The organism is Achromobacter sp. CF-sbj1-Ac2-l (assembly GCF_052698165.1).
In genome coordinates this window covers 857,220-873,029 of sequence record NZ_CP199855.1, presented here as the reverse complement: position 1 = coordinate 873,029, position 15,810 = coordinate 857,220, and the positions used below count along the sequence as shown (strand labels likewise).

The following is a 15,810-nucleotide window of genomic DNA, read 5'->3' as shown; positions in this document are numbered from 1 at the left end:
CACGCCCGGCAAGACAAGGCAGGTCAGCGTTCACCCAGCGATTGCTGCAACCCCTTGGTGATGGGCTTTGCGAGGTACTGAAGCACCGTGCGCTCGCGCGCCTTGATGTCCACGGTGGCGGTCATGCCCGCCCGCAGTTGGATCTGTTCGGAGGAATGGCGCTTGAACTCCGCTTCCCGGATCAGGATGCGGACGCGGTAGTAATGCGAAGGCCCCTGGCGCGTCTCTTCCTGGAGCACGTCGGGGCTGATGTAGCTCACCTCGCCCGACATGACGCCAAAGATGGAGGAGTCATAGGCATCGATGCGCACGTTGGCGCTCTGGCCCACCTGGACAAAGGCAATGTCGGCGGGTCCGACCCGCGCCTCGGCCAGCAGGTCGCCGCCGGTCGGCAGGATTTCCATGACCGTCTCGCCGGGGCGCACCACGCCCCCTATCGTGTTGACGCGGATGTTGTTGACGATGCCATCGGCCGTGGCGATCAGCCGCGTCTGTTCCAGCACCTGATTGCGGTCGCGCAACTGCTCGGTCTGGCTGGTCAGGTCTTCCTGCGCCTTGGTCATTTCCGCCTGCGCGTCCTGGAAATACTTGTTGCGCCGGCTGGTCATCTGCGCCTCGATGTCGGCGACCGCGCGTTGCAGCCGCAGGATCTCCGCCTGGCTGACGTCGCCTGTGGCCACCAGCTTGCGGTTGATCGACAGTTCCTGGCGCGCGAGCGACAGCATGTTGCGCAGCGCCGCCAGGTCTTCCTTGATCGCGGTGCGGCGCTTCTGGTACAGGTCGCGCTGATTGCGCATGTAGTCCTTGTAATCCTGCAGATCCGAGGGGAACGCCAGCGGGGTGCCATAGACCTCGGCATGCAGGCGCGCCAGCGTGATCCGCAGCGCCGCCACCTTGGCGTTGCTGTCGCTGACGGCGGCTCGGGCCCGCTCTTCCTGCAGCGTCGCCAGCACGTCGCCGGCATGGACCACGTCGCCCTCGCTGACATGCAGTTGGGTGATGATGCCGCCATCGGGCGACTGGATCACCTGGGTGCGCGCGGCGGCGATGATCTGGGCGGGCGCCCGCGTGACCTGGTCGATCTTGCCCACCGCGGCCCAGGCCAGCAACGCGCACAGGCCGGCGAACATGGCACGCATGCACCAGCGCGCCCGGCGCGGCGGCGTGGCCAGCGAGACCCCATCCGATCCGTCCGCGGGCAACATCGGCGCCAGGGCATTCCCCTTGCCGCGCGAGCGGGAATCAATGATCAGCCGGCTCATGCCTGCGCTCCCGCCACGCCCAGCGAGGCTCCGGCGGCGCGCCGGGCATCATCATCGCGCCGGGCGGCCTCCAGGTCTTTCAATACAGCATCGCGCGGGCCGTCCCTGACGATGCCGTTGCCGATCATGACCACGACGCGCTCGACCAACGGCAGCACATTGGGCTTGTGGGTCACGACCACCAGCGTCGCGCCGGCCCGCGCCTCTTCGGCCAACACGCCGAGGCAACGGCGCTCCTGGTCGTCGTCCATCGACGCGGTGGGCTCGTCCAGCAGGATGATCCGCGGCCGGCACAGCACCAGGCGGGTGAACGCCACCAGTTGCCGCTGCCCGCCGCTCAATCCCCGCCCGCCTTCGACGATGGGCCGGTCCAGGCCCTTCGGATGCGCGGCCACGATGCGATCCATGCCGGTGCGGCGCATGGCGCGCAGGATCTCTTCGTCGCCGGGATCGGGCAGCCCGATCAGGAGGTTCTCGCGCAGGGTTCCCTGGAACAGGCGATGGTCCTGCTGCAGGTAGCCGATCTGCCGGCTCAACGCCAGCCGGCTGATGTGCGACAGATCCAGGTCGTCCAGCAGTACGCGCCCGGATTGCGGCACGTACATGCCGGTCAGTACGCGCAGCAGTGTCGACTTGCCCGACCCGATCGGCCCGACCACCGCGATTCTTTCACCCGGCTGGATACGCAGGTTCGGCACGCGCAGGGCCACGGGATTGTCGCCATAGGCGAACGACACGTCTTCGAGCGCAAAGCGTCCTTCGATCCGCTCCGGCGCCAGCGGACGCCGCACGCCGTGGTTGTCGGTCTTGAGTTGATAGAGTTTTTCCAGGCCGTCCTCGGCGGCCAGCGCATGCGCGCGCTGGATCATCAAGCCCGGCACCGCCAGGATCGGATTCAGGATCCGGCCGCTCAGGATGGAGCAGGCGATCAGGGCGCCGGTGGTCATCTCGCCGTGCATCACCGTCAGGGCGCCCACGACGATCAACGAGGCATAGCTGAGTTGCTGGATGGAGCCGCCCAGATACCCCACGTTTTCGCTCAAGTGGCGCATCTTGAGATCGTTGGCGATGGTCCGCGCGCTGACATCGAGCCAGCGCGACAGGAAGCGCCACCCGCCCGCGCCGGCCTTGATGGTCTCGGCCCCTTCGACGGCCTCCACCAGCAGGCCCGTCTTGAGATTGGCATACGCCGCGCCCTCCTTGGCCTGGCGCGCGATCCGGCGCTGCGATGCCAGGCCGATGAACAGCGCGACCAGCGCGAACCCCAGCAACACCAGGCCCACCGCCGGCGTAGCCAGCGCCATCACGATCGCCACGAACACCAAGGCCATCGGCAAGTCGACCAGCGCGAACAACGAAGACGCGGTGTAGAACGCGCGAACCTGTTCGTAGCCGCGGATCTGCGCCGCCAGCGAACCGACGGAAGCCGGCACCTGATCGATGCGCAGCGACATCAGGCGATGGAAGATGTCGCGCGAAAGCATGCCGTCGACCCCGACCACCACGTGATCCATCACGCGGGCCCGGGCGATCTTGACGGCGAGTTCGATCAGGACGCTGATCAATACCCCGGTCGCCAGCACGAACAGGGTGTACTCGCCACGCGTGGGGATGACACGGTCATACACCTGCATCGAGAACATGGAGGTGGCCAGCGCCAGCAGGCCGACCATCACGGAGCCCACGCACGCTTCGATCAACGCGCCGCGGTACGGCCGGATGGCCGCGTTGCGACGCGAGCGGAAGGTCTCGGCCGGTGCCGGCCCGACCGGATGGCCGCTGACCGCGGAAGAACCCGCCGGCGCCAGTTGCATCCGCGTGCAGCGGTCTTGCAGCGCGGCGCTCGCGAACGCCTGGGTGACGGTGCCGCATGCCACCATCCAGTCGCCCGTGGGCGCCAGGTCGGTCACGATGCCCCACTGGCCGTCCGGCAGATGGCACAGCAGCGGCAAATGCGCGGCATCGGGACGCCGCAACCCCTGCGGCGCCCCCACCCCCAACAGGCGGCACAACAGAACCAGCAACTCGGCGGGATGCTGGACGCCGGCGCATTGACGCAGGCCGGACCGCAATTGCAGCGGATCCAGCACCGCGCCCTGCAACGTGGCCAGCCGGTTCAATGCCCAGGCCAGCGACTCCAGCGGCTCCATCTTGGGGACGGCGCTCACGGCGCCAGCTCCGTCGCGCCCAGGCGCACCTGCAGGCGATAGGCGGCCGCGGCCAGCGCGGCCTGCGAGTCGGCCCGGGCGTACTGGTTCTGCGCCAGTTCCCGGACGGCATTCAACAGGTCGATCCAGGTCTTGCGCCCGGCGGTGAACTGACGGGAATAGGAGTCGAGCACGTGCTGCGAGCCGGTGACGGCGCTCTCCAGCGCCGCCAACTGATTCTCGGCCGCCGCGATCTGATCGATATCGCCGAGCATCGCCTCGCGCTGTTCGAGCCAGGCCGCGTCCACGGCCATGCTTGCCGCCGACACGCGCTCGCGCAGGGCATCGGCCTCGACACCGGTCGAGAACCCCGCGCCCGGCGTGTAGCGCAGGCCCACGAACACCGATACGCCACGGTCGGTGCGGGCGCCCGGATAGGCGTCGCCCAATGGGCGGTTGACGCGCAGGTAGGCCGTCGGCCAACGTTGCGCCGACTTGGCGTCGAGCTGGGCCCGCATGACGGCCACATCGCCCTGGGCCATTTTCACGGCCGCGCTGTCCCATGCCTGGGCGCCGACGTCTTCCGCCAGCAAGCGGGCCGAAACGTCTTTGACCTGCTGCGCGTCGGGCCACGCGGCCAGCGTGTCGGCCTCAGCGTCCAGCCCGGCCACGCCCGACAATTGCTCGATCCGTTGTGCCGCCAGCCGCAGGGCGGAACGCGCCGTCGTCAGGTCGACTTCCGTCTGCCGCAGGCGCGACAGCGCCAATTCGATGTCGACCGCCGGCGAAGCATCGGCCGCCACCCGGCGGCGCATCTGGGCTTCGTAGCCGCGCAGCCGGGTCATGGTTGCCTCGGAAATGGCAATCCGGTCTCGGGCGCTGATCAGCGACTGCCAGGCGCCGATGACCTGCAGCGCCAGTTGCTGGCGCTGCCATGTGACCCGCGCCTCGCTCTTGCTCACATCCGCGCGGGCCCGGTCGATATTGGCATTGATCTGGCCGCCATCCCATAGCGTCTGCTCGAGTTGGGCGCCCCGCGATGCGGGCGAGTTGACGGAAGTCGAGTGCGACTCCATGACCAGGGACGCCGAAGGCCACCAGCGCCGCCGGGCCGCGTCCACGTCCACCTTGGCCGCGTCCAGCTCCTGCTGCGCGCCACGCGCGAGCGGATGGCTGCGCATCGCCGCCTCGACCAGGGCCTGCAGTGTGATGGGAGCCTCCCCGGGCCCGGAGGCACCCGCGGGCGCGCCAACCGACGCTGTCTTGCCGCCGGTCACACCGGCCCCGGCCGTGCCGCCCGTCGCGACCAGGGCCATCGCGACGACGGCGCCCACGCACCAGCGCATTGCTACCCATGACCGGGATCGGCCCGCCCCGGACATCAGGACGACCATGACGTACCCGCATCCATTACGGACACGACAATCGTTGCCCATCGGTGCATTTGCCAATCGGCATTGCAACCCGCCTGCATTTCAGCTTTATATTTTTTCATTATTACGACGACAAAAAAACGGCCCTGCAAGCCATTATTTCAACCTGGATGAAATCCCGCGATTCCAATTGAAATCGCTACGTGCATTCAGCAAGGAAATAACCCCGTCAGCACGATTCCTTCGCGAGAATCGAGGCGATTTGGCTAATGAATTAGAGCACTTGCGGCACACGCATCATGCGTAACGCCATAGGTATTAATTTCGATGGAGCAGTCGAATATCAATGCGCACGCCGCACTCTAATAATTATTATTGCGGGAAGCAGGACAAATAAAACACATAGATATTTATAAAACCGCGGCTTGGTCTTATATTATCCGAAGCCATTTCCAATAATGGTATTTTCAGCTCGAATTATTTCCGTCGAGCTGCTCAGATGGCGTGATATTCGGATAAAAGGAAACCGCTCTTTCCCGGGAGTCTCATTCGTCCGCAAGAAAGTGGCCGATCAACAACGACTGCGGAATCGACCCGCACACCACGATGGCCATTGCGGCCAGATCGGTCGATCGGCGGGAGACGGCTCGATCAGAGCCCAAGGGTCGGTCGCGAATCCTGAAGCGGCGCGCCGCGCAGCGGCCTGCCGGGGAGCACCGGTACTCGGATACCGGCGCGGCTCCAGGCGAGGAGCCGCGCAAAAAAAAACGCCGCTTCGAAAGCGGCGTTTTTGGGTGCCATGGCATCAAGCTCCCCGGGGATGGAGAGCTTGGGCTCAAGCGAGAATTCGGGGTGGTGGGCTGAGCGAGACTCGAACTCGCGACCAACGGATTAAAAGTCCGCTGCTCTACCGACTGAGCTATCAGCCCGACCGAAGCCCGAAATTATGGCTGATTTCGTGGACCTTGTCAAAAAATAGAGGCCAGGATGCCTCCACGCCGGAACTGGCGATCGCTGTCCGCCAGCGGCGCCGGTGCACGCGACCCGCCGCGCGCTGCGGCGGGACCGTGAAACGGCCGTTCGGCCCGCCTCAATGGAAAACGGCCGCTTGCGCGGCCGTTCTGCATCGGGGAGGCGAACCTGGCTTACCAGGCAGCCACCACCGCGCCCTTGAACTTGGTCTCGATGAATTGCTTCACGGCCGGGCTGTGGTAGATGCTGACCAGCTTGGCGAACTCGGGACGGTCCTTGTCCTTTTCACGCACCACCAGCACGTTGGCGTACGGCGAGTTGGGCGATTCCTGGGCGATGGCGTCGGTGGCCGGGTTCAGGCCCGCTTCCAGCGCGAAGTTGGTGTTCACGGCCGAAGCGTCGGTGTCGTCCAGCGAACGCGGCAACTGGGCGGCGTCCAGTTCGATGAAGCGCAGCTTCTTCGGGTTCTCGATGACGTCGATCGGGGTGGCCTTCAGGCCGGCTTCCGGACGCAGCTTGATCAGGCCATTGGCCTGCAGCAGCAACAGGGCGCGGCCGCCGTTGGTCGGGTCGTTCGGCAGCGCGATGCGGGCGCCTTCCTTCAGCTCGGACAGCGACTTGATCTTCTTGCTGTAGATGCCGATCGGGAAGATCACGGTCTTGGCGATGCTGACCAGCTTGTAGCCGCGGTCGGCGTTGGCGTTGTCCAGGTACGGCTGGTGCTGGTAGCTGTTCAGATCCAGGTCGCCCGAGGCCAGCGCGACGTTGGGCTGCACGTAGTCGGTGAACTCGATCACCTGGATATTCAGGCCCTGCTTGGCGGCTTCCTGCTTGACCACGTCGAAGATCTGGGCGTGCGGGCCGGCGGTGACGCCAACCTTCAGGGGCTTGTCCTGGGCCAGCGCGGGCTGGGCCAATACGGCGGCGCCGAGGGCGAACGCGGCCAGCGACTTCAAAACCTTGATGCTCATGTTGCGAATTTCCCGGATGTCGGAAGGAGGAGAAGAATGTTCGGTGTGCTCAACGATGCGAGATGCGGCGCACGTAGCGGTCGCCCAGGCTCTGGATCAGTTGCACCAGCACGATCAGCACGATGACCACCGCGGCCATCACGTCGGACTGGAAGCGCTGGTAGCCATAGCGGATCGCCAGGTCGCCCAGGCCGCCGCCGCCGATGGCGCCGGCCATGGCCGAGTAGCCGATCAGGCTGACCACGGTGACGATGGTGGCGGCGATCAGGCCGGGCAGCGCCTCGGGCAGCAGCACCTTCATGATGATCTGCATCGGCGAGGCGCCCATGGCGCGCGCGGCCGTGATCAGGCCCGGATCGACTTCGCGCATGGCGTTCTCGGCGATGCGCGCCATGAACGGGATCGCGGCCACCGACAGCGGCACGATGGCGGCGGTGGTGCCGATCGAGGTCTGCGCCACCAGGCGCGTGAACGGGATGATGGCGACCATCAGGATCACGAACGGCACCGAGCGGGTGGCGTTGATGACCGCGCCCAGCGCGTGGTTGACGGCCTGGTTCTCCAGCATGTTGCCGCGCGCGGTGACGGTCAGGATCACGCCCAGCGGAATGCCGACCAGCACCGCGATGGCGCTGGCCACGCCCACCATCAGCAGGGTGTCAAGCAGCGACGTAATAAGCAGGTCGATCAGTTGCGGGCTCATGAGCGATTTCTTCAACGGTGATGTCACGGGCGGTCAACGCGGCGATGGCGTCCTTGACCGCGGCGGGCGCGCCCTGGGCCAGCACGAACATCGTGCCGACGGCCACGCCCTGGATGTCTTCGACGCGCGCCTGCACCAGGCCCACGTCCAGCGAATACTGCGTCGACAGGTCGGACAGGAACGAACCCGACGCGTCGGTGCCGGTCAGCGACAGGCGCAGCAGGCGCACGGCCTGGCCCGGCTTGGCGGCGGCCAGCGCCTCGATGCGCTGCTTGACGGCGGCCAGCGTGGCGTCGGTCAGGTCCGACGCCGTCGCGGCCGACACCATGGCGCGGGTCACTTCGTGGCGCGGCTGCGCGAACACTTCGCGGGTGCTGCCCATCTCGACCACTTCGCCCTGCGACAGCACGGCCACGCGGTCGCAGACCTCGCGCACCACTTCCATCTGGTGCGTGATCATGACCACGGTCACGCCGGTCTTGCGGTTGATGTCGCGCAGCAGCGCCAGGATGTTGTGGGTGGTCTCGGGATCGAGCGCGGAGGTGGCCTCGTCGCTGAGCAGCACGTCCGGATTGTTGGCCAGGGCGCGCGCGATGCCGACGCGCTGCTTCTGGCCGCCGCTGATCTGGCTGGGATAACGGTCGCGCAGGTGCTCCAGGCCCACCAGCGCCAGGAGGCGTTCGACGCGGGCCGGGATCTCGCTCTTGGCGACGCCGGCGATTTCCAGCGGCAGCGCCACGTTGCCGTACACCGTGCGGCGCGACAGCAGGTTGAAGCCCTGGAACACCATGCCGATGCGGCGGCGCTGCGCGCGCAGTTGCGCCTCGCTCAGCCCGGTCAGCGCCTGGCCGCCGATGGCGATGGAGCCCTCGTTGGGACGCTCCAGCAGGTTGATGCACTGGACCAGCGTGCTTTTACCGGCCCCGCTGGGGCCGATGATGCCGAAGACCTCGCCCTGCTGGATGTGCAGGTTGATGCCACGCAGCGCCTGGAACTGGCCGTGCGGCGTGGCGTAGGTCTTGGATAGGTTCTCGATCTGAATCATGGCAAGCGATTTTGTATCTTTTCTCTTCTAAAGAGAACGACCGTTTTTTCCATTTTTAATAACTAACAGTAATATAAGATGCGTCCGCGCAAAGACGTAAAGGGCAGTCGGGAAGGAAAGCCTTCCTGACTGCCCTTTTTCATCGGCGGCCGGCGAACCGGCCCCGCCTGGCTCAGCGAGCGCGCGAAATACGGACTTCCGCGCCGCGGCGCTTGACCTCCAGGCCCTCGGACGGCGAAATGCGCAGGCCTTCCAGCCCCTTGATGTAGCTGGAGCCCTGCATCTGCATGACGCGGATCTTGTTGCGCATGACCACCGGGTTGTGCACCGGCATGCCGAACATCCAGACCTCGTCGAGGATGCGGGCCGAATTGAATTCACCGGTGTGCTGCGCGGCCGGGCCGAGACAGAGCATGTGCCCTTCGCGGCCGAACACCGGGAACTGGCCCAGCTCGCAATCGATGGTCCAGGTGGTGCCGCCTTCGTAGCGATGGCCGGTGTTCAGGTCCCACCAGGCCTCGCCCTTGGGCAGGTACACCCGCACCTGCTTGCCCGGCGCGGTGATCGGCGCCACCAGCAGGGCCGGGCCGAGCAGGTACTGCAGGTCCCATTCGTGGGCATGCGGGTCGTTGGGGAACGACAGCGCCATGGAGCGCTGCACCGGCAGCCCGGTGCGGGCCGCGTCCTCGATGGCGCCCAGCACGTAGGGCACCAGGCGGTAGCGCCACTGCATCCAGGTCTTGACGTGCGCCAGGGTCTCGTCACCGAAGTCCCACGGCAGCAGGCCGGCGACGCCCTGGAACGAGAAATTGGCCGAGAACACGCCGGCGGTCAGCCAGCGCAGGTACAGCTCGGGCGTCATGTCGGCCGTGCCGCGCGAACCGGTGCCAATGCCGTGCACCTGCACCGGCAGGCCCGAGGCGCCGATCGACAGCGCGGTGCGCAGGGTATGACGCAGGCCTTCCCAGGTGTTGTCGACCTGCGGGCCAACCTGCCACGGCAGGCGCTGCGCGGCCGGGAACAGGTCGGTGCTGGGCACCACGCCCTCGGGCGGCACTTTCAGGCCGGCGACGGCGTCGAACAACGCGCGGCGCACCAGCAGCGGATACATGCTGCGCAGCGCGGGGCCGGTCTCGCCGTTGCGGGCGGAGACGCCATCGGGAATGGCGATCTGGGCGTCGCAGGCCGGCGCGTCCAGGCCGTCCTCGACCAGTTGGCGATGGCGCTCGACCCAGAGGTTGTAAATGTCGCGGTAGGTCAGGTCCAGCAGACCGTAGGGCTGGCCCGAGGTGGCGGCATTGCCGTCGAACACCTGCGCCGAGCCATCTTCGCGCGTCAGCAGCCAGCCGCGGTCTTCGAGTTCCTCGAACAGCGGGCTGGTCTTGATGACACCCGGGAAACCCGACGCCGCCACATGCACGTTGTGCTTGTGGAACAGCGCCAGCATCTGCTTGGCATCGGGGAAGCGCTGGGCGTCCCATTCGAACACGGTCTTGTCGGCCTGGAAGCCCCAGGCCGCCGGCTGCGCCAGGGTCACGGCATCCACCGGAATCTGGTTTTCGCGCATGCGGCCCAGCAGGGCCACGGTCTGTGTCGGCATCTCGCCGCTGGCCTGCTGCAGCCACGCGCCCATCGCCCACAGCACCGGCTGGCCGGCGCGGCCGGTCAGGGCGGTGTACTGGTTGAGGATTTCGGCGGGCTCGCCGGCGAACAGGAACACATCCAGCACCACGTCGTCGACGCTGACGACGTAGGCCGAATCGGCCGGCGCCGTGCCAACCGCGTGCTCGACGCGGCGCATCGTGTTGACGTACAGCCCCCAGCCGCGCGGGCTCCATGCCAGCGGCAGGGCGCGATGCTCGGGATCGTCGGAGACCACGGATTCTTCGCGGCGGTTCAGATCGCCCGGGGTTTCGCCCAGACCGTACACGCGCTCGCCCGGCAGCAGGGTAAAGCCCGCCGTCCAGGCCGCGGCGTCGGCCTGGTCCAGCGCGTTGTGCCCGAATGCGGGCGTATGCGCGGAAACCTCGGACTCGAACACCCGCTCTTCATTGCGGTAGAGCGCAAAGCGCACCGGGTTGGATTGGAGCTCCAGGGCCACGTCGCCCTGGGTGATGCGCCAACCGTCCCCGCCTTCGCGCGGGGCAATGGCGGCCTCGCCCACCGCCTCCTGGCGCGCGAGCAGCATCTCGGCCACGGCGCGCGCGCGCGCGCCGGGTTTGTCATCGGTAAGGTGGTTCGCCTCGCCGCAGCGCAGGCGGAACACACCAGGCGCATGCGCCTCGACTACCAGGTGCAACCCATCGCCCGCGTCGAAATCGATGCGACTGGGGCGGGACGTCAGCAGCTCGATGTTGTCGAGCTGGGTAGTATGGGCAAAGTCGAACTTGGGCGGCACAGAGCATCCCCCGGCTTAAGCCAAAAACCATCAAAAGACGCTATTTTGACGGATTTGAGCTTTGAAATAAACTCAGTCCCTCTTTTGGATGGCGATATCATCCGAAAAAAGGGGTCGCAAAGCCCCCGGCTGGCCCCCCGCAAGTCATCGCCAGAGCGCCACCGGAACACCAAACCTGCGCCCAACGCGGGTTCATTTGGCGCCAAATCCTGGCATTTGCCACAATTCTACGCCACCCCGCTCCGGGTTCTGCACGCCCCGGAAGTTTTTTTCAGCGTGGGGCGATCAACCGGGACAGATCGGTTTCAAGAGGTGACGGCTCGCCGCAAAGCCGGGCCGCAACCAGGTCCCCCATCAACGCGGACCAGGACAACCCGCGCGACGCGTAGCCCGCCGCCAACCACAACCCCGGCGCATGGGCCAGCTCGCCCACGGCGGGCAGGCGCCCCGGCAACACCGCCCGCCACCCCGCCCAGCCCGGCAGCGTGCCAGGCACGAGCGCGTCGAAGGCGGGAAAGTCGCCGCTGCTGAGCAATCCCGCCGCCTTGTCCAACGTCACGCGCTGGCCTTCGGCGCCGATACACGCCTCGCTGGCGCCATGCACGTACGTACTGCCCGCCACACAACCCGCGCCAGTGTCCGGCAACAGGTAGCCCTCGCCCCCGACCACGCAACGCGGACCGCCGCCCAGCGCCGCGGCCGGTATCAGTGTGACCTCGCCTGCCAGCGCATGCATCTGCGCTACCCGCGGCAGCGGCGCCAGCAGGCCACTGGCCGCCAGCACACCCTGGGCGCCGAAGGCGTTGGCCAGGATCACGACATCGGCCCGCGCCAGCTCCGCATCGGCGGCGTCGAGCGCGCGCCAACCCGTGCCGTCCGGCGCCACCCGCGCCACCGTCCCCGCCGCCACGCGCACGCCGGGCGTCGCCAGCAAGGCCGGAATCAACTGGGCGGGCTGCACCAGCATGCCCTGCCCGAAGAAAATACCGCCGCGCGCCAGCGGCAATCCGGCCAGCGCGCTGGCCTCGTCGCGGCTGACCGCGCGCACCCAGTCACGCGGAAACGCCAGCACCGACAGGGTTTCCTCCAGCGCGGCGGCGCGCCCGGCGTCACGTTCCAATTGCACGGTCCCGCACCGGATCGGCGCGGCGCCGCCGGCCAGCCCGGCCCAACGCGCCCGGGCGCGTGCACTGCCGGCGCGCGACAGGCGCGCGCGCGCATTGTCGTCGCGCGCCAGCACCGGCGTCAGCGCAGCCGCGGTGTGGCCGGCATGGGCCAGCGCGCCCCCCGCCAGCGCCGCATCCAGCACTGTTACCCGCCAGCCCCGCAGCGCCAGGGACTGCGCAATGCCCGCCCCCGCCAGGCCCGCCCCCACCACCAGCGCATGGCGGCCAGGGTCGGCCGTGGCGGCCGGCGCGGCGTCGGCGCCGACCGCCACCGCGCCTACCGTCATGTGCCATTTGCCGCCATAGCCCGGCGCCCGCCGCACGTCGAACCCCGCATCGCGCAGGGCCTGGCGCAGTTCACCCGTGCAGGCCCAGGTGGCCACCGTGGCCTGCGGCGCGGCCAGCCGCGCCAGGTCCTTGAGCAAGGCGGCCTGCCACATGCGCGGGTTGCGTTCGGGTGCGAAACCGTCGAGGAAATACGCATCGACTCGCGCGGCGAGCCGCGGCGCCAACACCTGCGCGTCGCCGAAACCCAGCGTCAGCGTCACCGCGCCGCCCTCGAATTCCAGCCGGTGCAGGCCGGGCAGCAAGGCCGGCCACTGGGCCGCCAGTTGCGTCGCCAGCGCAGCCACGGGTTCGGGCGCATGGCGCGCCAGCACGGCTCGCAGGTCTTCGCCGCCGAATGGATGCGCCTCCAGCGACACCACGTGCAGGGTGCGCGAACGCTGTGGATCGTCGCGCCAGGCGCGCCACAACGCCAGGAAATTGAGACCCAGGCCGAAACCGGTCTCGCAGACGGTGAAGGCGCCGCGACCGCGCCAGCGTTCCGGCAGGCCGTTGCCCCGCAGGAAAACGTGTTCCGCCTGGCCCAACGCGCCCGACGGCGAGTGATAGACGTCGCCATAGACCGGGCTGTACAGCCGGCCCTGGGCATCGAATTCAGCGACGGCGGGGGTCAGGGGCGCATAGGACGAGGACATGAAAACGGCGGCGATCGGAAAAGAAGGATTATCGGCTGGCGCAGCCGGCTGCGTTGGATATGCGCCACGGGCACGCGGGCTTTTGCCGCGTCGCCACGGATTTGACGCATGGCTGGGCTTACACTGGTTTCATGGAAACCTATGACCCGCCCCGCTCGCTCGCCTCGCCCGTAGACCTGTGCGCCGCGCTTGACGCCGCGGTCACGGCAGCCCACGCCGGCGCGGCCATCCTGCAATCCTACGCGCATCATCGCGCCGACCTCGTGATCGATCGCAAGGCGCGCAACGATCTCGTGTCCCAGGCCGATCGCGAGGCCGAGGCCGCGATCATCGAACAATTGCAGGCGCGCACGCCCAAGTTCGGCATCGTCGCCGAAGAGACCGGCGGCCAGGCGCAGGGCGCCGCCACCTGGTACATCGACCCGCTCGACGGCACCACCAATTTCCTGCACGACATTCCGCACTACGCCGTCTCGATCGCGCTCATCGCGCATGCCGGCACCGCGGTATCCCCCACCGAACGCCTGGCGCGCGACACGCCCGTGGCGGGCGTGGTCTACGATCCCTGCCGCGAAGAACTGTTCACCGCCGTGTACGGCCTGGGCGCCTGGCTCAATGGCCGGCGCATCAGTTGCTCGCGCACCCGCACGCTGGACGACGCCGTGCTGGCGACGGGCTTTCCCTTCCGTGATTTTTCCTTCGCCAGCCAATACATGCCGATGCTGCATGACGCCATCAACCGAGCCCGCGGCGTGCGGCGCATGGGCGCGGCCGCGCTGGATCTGGCATGGACCGCCTGCGGCCGCTATGACGGCTATTGGGAAATGGGATTGGCGCCCTGGGACGTGGCCGCGGGCACGCTGATCGTGCGCGAAGCCGGCGGCGCCTGCAGCGACATGCACCAGCAGGACTCCTGGCCCATCGGCGGACGCGTCGTGGCCGGCAACCCCGACATCGAGCGCGCCCTGCACGAGATGATCGCCCCCCACCTGGACCAGCCGGGCTGAGGCCCGGCCGTCCCCACGCCGCGCGCGCTCAGGCCGCCTGGCCCTGCGGCGCCGCGGCCTCGGCGTCCGGACGCAGTTCGCGCCGCAGGATCTTGCCGACGTTGCTCTTGGGCAACTCGTCGCGAAACTCGACGAAGCGCGGCCGCTTGTAGCCGGTCAGCTTGTCCTTGCACCACTGCTGCACTTGGGCCTCGGTCAGCGAGGCATCCTTCTTCACCACGAAGACCTTGACGGCCTCGCCCGAATGCCCGTCCGGCACCCCGATGGCGGCGCATTCGAGCACGCCCGGCATCTGCGACACCGCCGCCTCGACCTCGTTCGGATAGACCTTGAAACCCGACACGGTGATCATGTCCTTCTTGCGGTCGACGATGCGCGTATAGCCCTTGTCGTCCATGATGCCGATATCGCCGGTGCGGAAGAAGCCGTCGGCGGTCATCGCCTGGCGGGTCTCTTCCGGCTTCTGCCAGTAGCCCGCCATGACCTGCGGCCCGCGGATGGAGACCTCGCCGCGCTCGCCCAGCGCCACCTCGTGGCCCTCGTCATCCAGGATGGCGACGTCGGTGGAGGGCAGCGGCAGCCCGATCGAGCCCGAATACGCATCGGTATCGGTCGGATTGACCGTGGCCACCGGCGAGGTTTCGGACAGGCCATAGCCCTCGACCAGCGGCCGCCCGGTAACCTTGAGCCAGCGCTCGGCCACCGCCTGCTGCACCGCCATGCCCCCGCCCAGCGTCAGCCGCAGGCCGGAGAAATCCAGCTTGGCGAAGTCCTCGTTGTGGACCAGCGCATTGAACAGCGTATTGACGCCCGGGAACACGTTGATGGGCGTTTTGCGCCACGCGCCGATCAGCGACGGCTGGTCGCGCGGATTGATGATGAGCACGTTGCGCATGCCGGCGTGCAGCCCGTACAGGCCGCAGACCGTCATGGCGAACACGTGATACAGCGGCAATGCGCTCAGGATCGTGACCTGCCGCGCCGCCAGGTCATGCAGCGCGGGCGAGGCCACCGCTTCCATCTGCATCACATTGGAGGTCAGGTTGCGATGCGTCAGCATCGCGCCCTTGGGCACGCCGGTGGTGCCGCCGGTGTACTGCAGCACGGCCAGATCGTCCATCGAAATGGCCGGCGCGGTGAACGGCAGGCCCGCCCCCGAGGCCAACACCTTCGACAGCATCTGCGCGCCCTCGATGTGCCACGCCGGCACCAGTTTCTTGATGTAGCGCGCCGCCAGGTTCACCAGCGGCGCCTTCAGGCCGCCCAGCAGGTCGCCCGGCCCGGTCACCACCACGTGCTTGAGCTGGCCGCGGTCCGACACGCTCTGCAGCGTGTGGGCAAAATTCTCAAGGATGACGATGACCGCCGCGCCGCTGTCCTGCAACTGCCGTTGCAGTTCATCGGGGGTATACAGCGGATTGACGTTGACCACCGCGTGTCCGGCTCGCAGCGTGCCCAGCAGCGCCACCAGGTAGGCCGGCACGTTGGGCATCATCAACGCGACCCGCGACCCCTTGGGCAGCCCCAGGCTTTGCAGCCAGGCGGCGAACCCGCGGCCGTGCGCGTCCAGCTCCGCATAGGTGATGTCGCTGCCCATGGCGGTGCAGGCGATGCGGGTCGCGTACTGCTTGCAGGCCCGGTCCAGCAGGTCGGTCAGCGAGGTGTAGCCGTCGATGGAGATATCGGCGGGCACGCCTTTCGGGTAATGGGCAAGCCACGGACGGGTCATGGTGTTTGTCTCCATTAAATTGGTTTTTGATTGATGATAACCTTGTTGCGTTCCCAT

Annotated in this window: 10 protein-coding genes and 1 tRNA gene; 1 reads left to right on the top strand and 10 read right to left on the bottom strand. The window is 67.6% G+C overall.

Annotated features, from left to right (window positions below; all coding sequences use genetic code 11):
- Nucleotides 1–23 precede the first annotated feature (23 nt).
- From ACUDCK_RS04075 to mnmC, 9 genes are all read right to left on the bottom strand, one after another.
- Nucleotides 24–1,262, bottom strand: a complete 1,239-nt coding sequence (locus ACUDCK_RS04075; RefSeq protein ID WP_175142026.1) for an HlyD family efflux transporter periplasmic adaptor subunit — start codon at nucleotides 1,260–1,262, stop codon at nucleotides 24–26.
- Nucleotides 1,259–3,430 carry an ATP-binding cassette domain-containing protein gene (locus tag ACUDCK_RS04070; RefSeq protein ID WP_240317333.1) on the bottom strand — a complete coding sequence of 724 codons (2,172 nt, stop codon included), beginning with the start codon at nucleotides 3,428–3,430 and terminating at the stop codon, nucleotides 1,259–1,261. Before ACUDCK_RS04070 ends, ACUDCK_RS04075 begins: the two co-directional genes overlap by 4 nt.
- A complete protein-coding gene (locus ACUDCK_RS04065) occupies nucleotides 3,427–4,590 on the bottom strand; it encodes a TolC family protein (RefSeq protein WP_175168156.1) in 1,164 nt (387 codons plus the stop codon). The genes ACUDCK_RS04070 and ACUDCK_RS04065 overlap by 4 nt, the downstream gene beginning before the upstream one ends.
- A 1,045-nt stretch (nucleotides 4,591–5,635) precedes the next feature.
- Nucleotides 5,636–5,711, bottom strand: a tRNA-Lys gene (locus ACUDCK_RS04060).
- Between the two features lie 216 nt (nucleotides 5,712–5,927).
- The gene (locus tag ACUDCK_RS04055; protein WP_175168155.1) at nucleotides 5,928–6,725 is read right to left on the bottom strand and encodes a MetQ/NlpA family ABC transporter substrate-binding protein; all 798 of its coding nucleotides are present in this window, start codon (nucleotides 6,723–6,725) and stop codon (nucleotides 5,928–5,930) included.
- Between the two features lie 49 nt (nucleotides 6,726–6,774).
- On the bottom strand, nucleotides 6,775–7,428 hold the full coding sequence (locus ACUDCK_RS04050; protein WP_006388812.1) for a methionine ABC transporter permease: 654 nt from the start codon (nucleotides 7,426–7,428) through the stop codon (nucleotides 6,775–6,777).
- Nucleotides 7,385–8,473: a methionine ABC transporter ATP-binding protein gene (locus ACUDCK_RS04045; protein WP_054501893.1), complete on the bottom strand. Its 1,089-nt coding sequence runs from the start codon at nucleotides 8,471–8,473 to the stop codon at nucleotides 7,385–7,387. Before ACUDCK_RS04045 ends, ACUDCK_RS04050 begins: the two co-directional genes overlap by 44 nt.
- 172 nt (nucleotides 8,474–8,645) lie before the next feature.
- Nucleotides 8,646–10,871, bottom strand: a complete 2,226-nt coding sequence (locus ACUDCK_RS04040) for a glycoside hydrolase family 31 protein (protein ID WP_054501894.1) — start codon at nucleotides 10,869–10,871, stop codon at nucleotides 8,646–8,648.
- Nucleotides 10,872–11,142: 271 nt separating this feature from the next.
- A complete protein-coding gene (gene mnmC / locus ACUDCK_RS04035) occupies nucleotides 11,143–13,017 on the bottom strand; it encodes an FAD-dependent 5-carboxymethylaminomethyl-2-thiouridine(34) oxidoreductase MnmC (protein WP_175168154.1) in 1,875 nt (624 codons plus the stop codon).
- 131 nt (nucleotides 13,018–13,148) lie between these two features.
- On the opposite strand from mnmC, the gene ACUDCK_RS04030 reads away from it, so the two are divergent.
- Complete coding sequence (locus ACUDCK_RS04030) at nucleotides 13,149–14,024, top strand: inositol monophosphatase family protein (RefSeq protein WP_054501983.1); 876 nt, start codon at nucleotides 13,149–13,151, stop codon at nucleotides 14,022–14,024.
- 28 nt (nucleotides 14,025–14,052) lie between these two features.
- Here the strand turns inward: ACUDCK_RS04030 and ACUDCK_RS04025 are convergent, their stop codons facing one another.
- On the bottom strand, nucleotides 14,053–15,753 hold the full coding sequence (locus tag ACUDCK_RS04025) for an AMP-binding protein (RefSeq protein ID WP_162876703.1): 1,701 nt from the start codon (nucleotides 15,751–15,753) through the stop codon (nucleotides 14,053–14,055).
- Nucleotides 15,754–15,810 lie beyond the last annotated feature (57 nt).

What these genes read in the sequence shown, in the direction of transcription:
- ACUDCK_RS04065 (WP_175168156.1), bottom strand. Translation starts at nt 4,590, where the DNA reads ATGCGCAGCCATCCGCTCGCGCGTGGCGCGCAGCAGGAGCTGGACGCG.
- ACUDCK_RS04030 (WP_054501983.1), top strand. Translation starts at nt 13,149, where the DNA reads ATGGAAACCTATGACCCGCCCCGCTCGCTCGCCTCGCCCGTAGACCTG.
- ACUDCK_RS04075 (WP_175142026.1), bottom strand. Translation starts at nt 1,262, where the DNA reads ATGAGCCGGCTGATCATTGATTCCCGCTCGCGCGGCAAGGGGAATGCC.
- ACUDCK_RS04050 (WP_006388812.1), bottom strand. Translation starts at nt 7,428, where the DNA reads ATGAGCCCGCAACTGATCGACCTGCTTATTACGTCGCTGCTTGACACC.
- ACUDCK_RS04055 (WP_175168155.1), bottom strand. Translation starts at nt 6,725, where the DNA reads ATGAGCATCAAGGTTTTGAAGTCGCTGGCCGCGTTCGCCCTCGGCGCC.
- ACUDCK_RS04045 (WP_054501893.1), bottom strand. Translation starts at nt 8,473, where the DNA reads ATGATTCAGATCGAGAACCTATCCAAGACCTACGCCACGCCGCACGGC.
- mnmC (WP_175168154.1), bottom strand. Translation starts at nt 13,017, where the DNA reads ATGTCCTCGTCCTATGCGCCCCTGACCCCCGCCGTCGCTGAATTCGAT.
- ACUDCK_RS04025 (WP_162876703.1), bottom strand. Translation starts at nt 15,753, where the DNA reads ATGACCCGTCCGTGGCTTGCCCATTACCCGAAAGGCGTGCCCGCCGAT.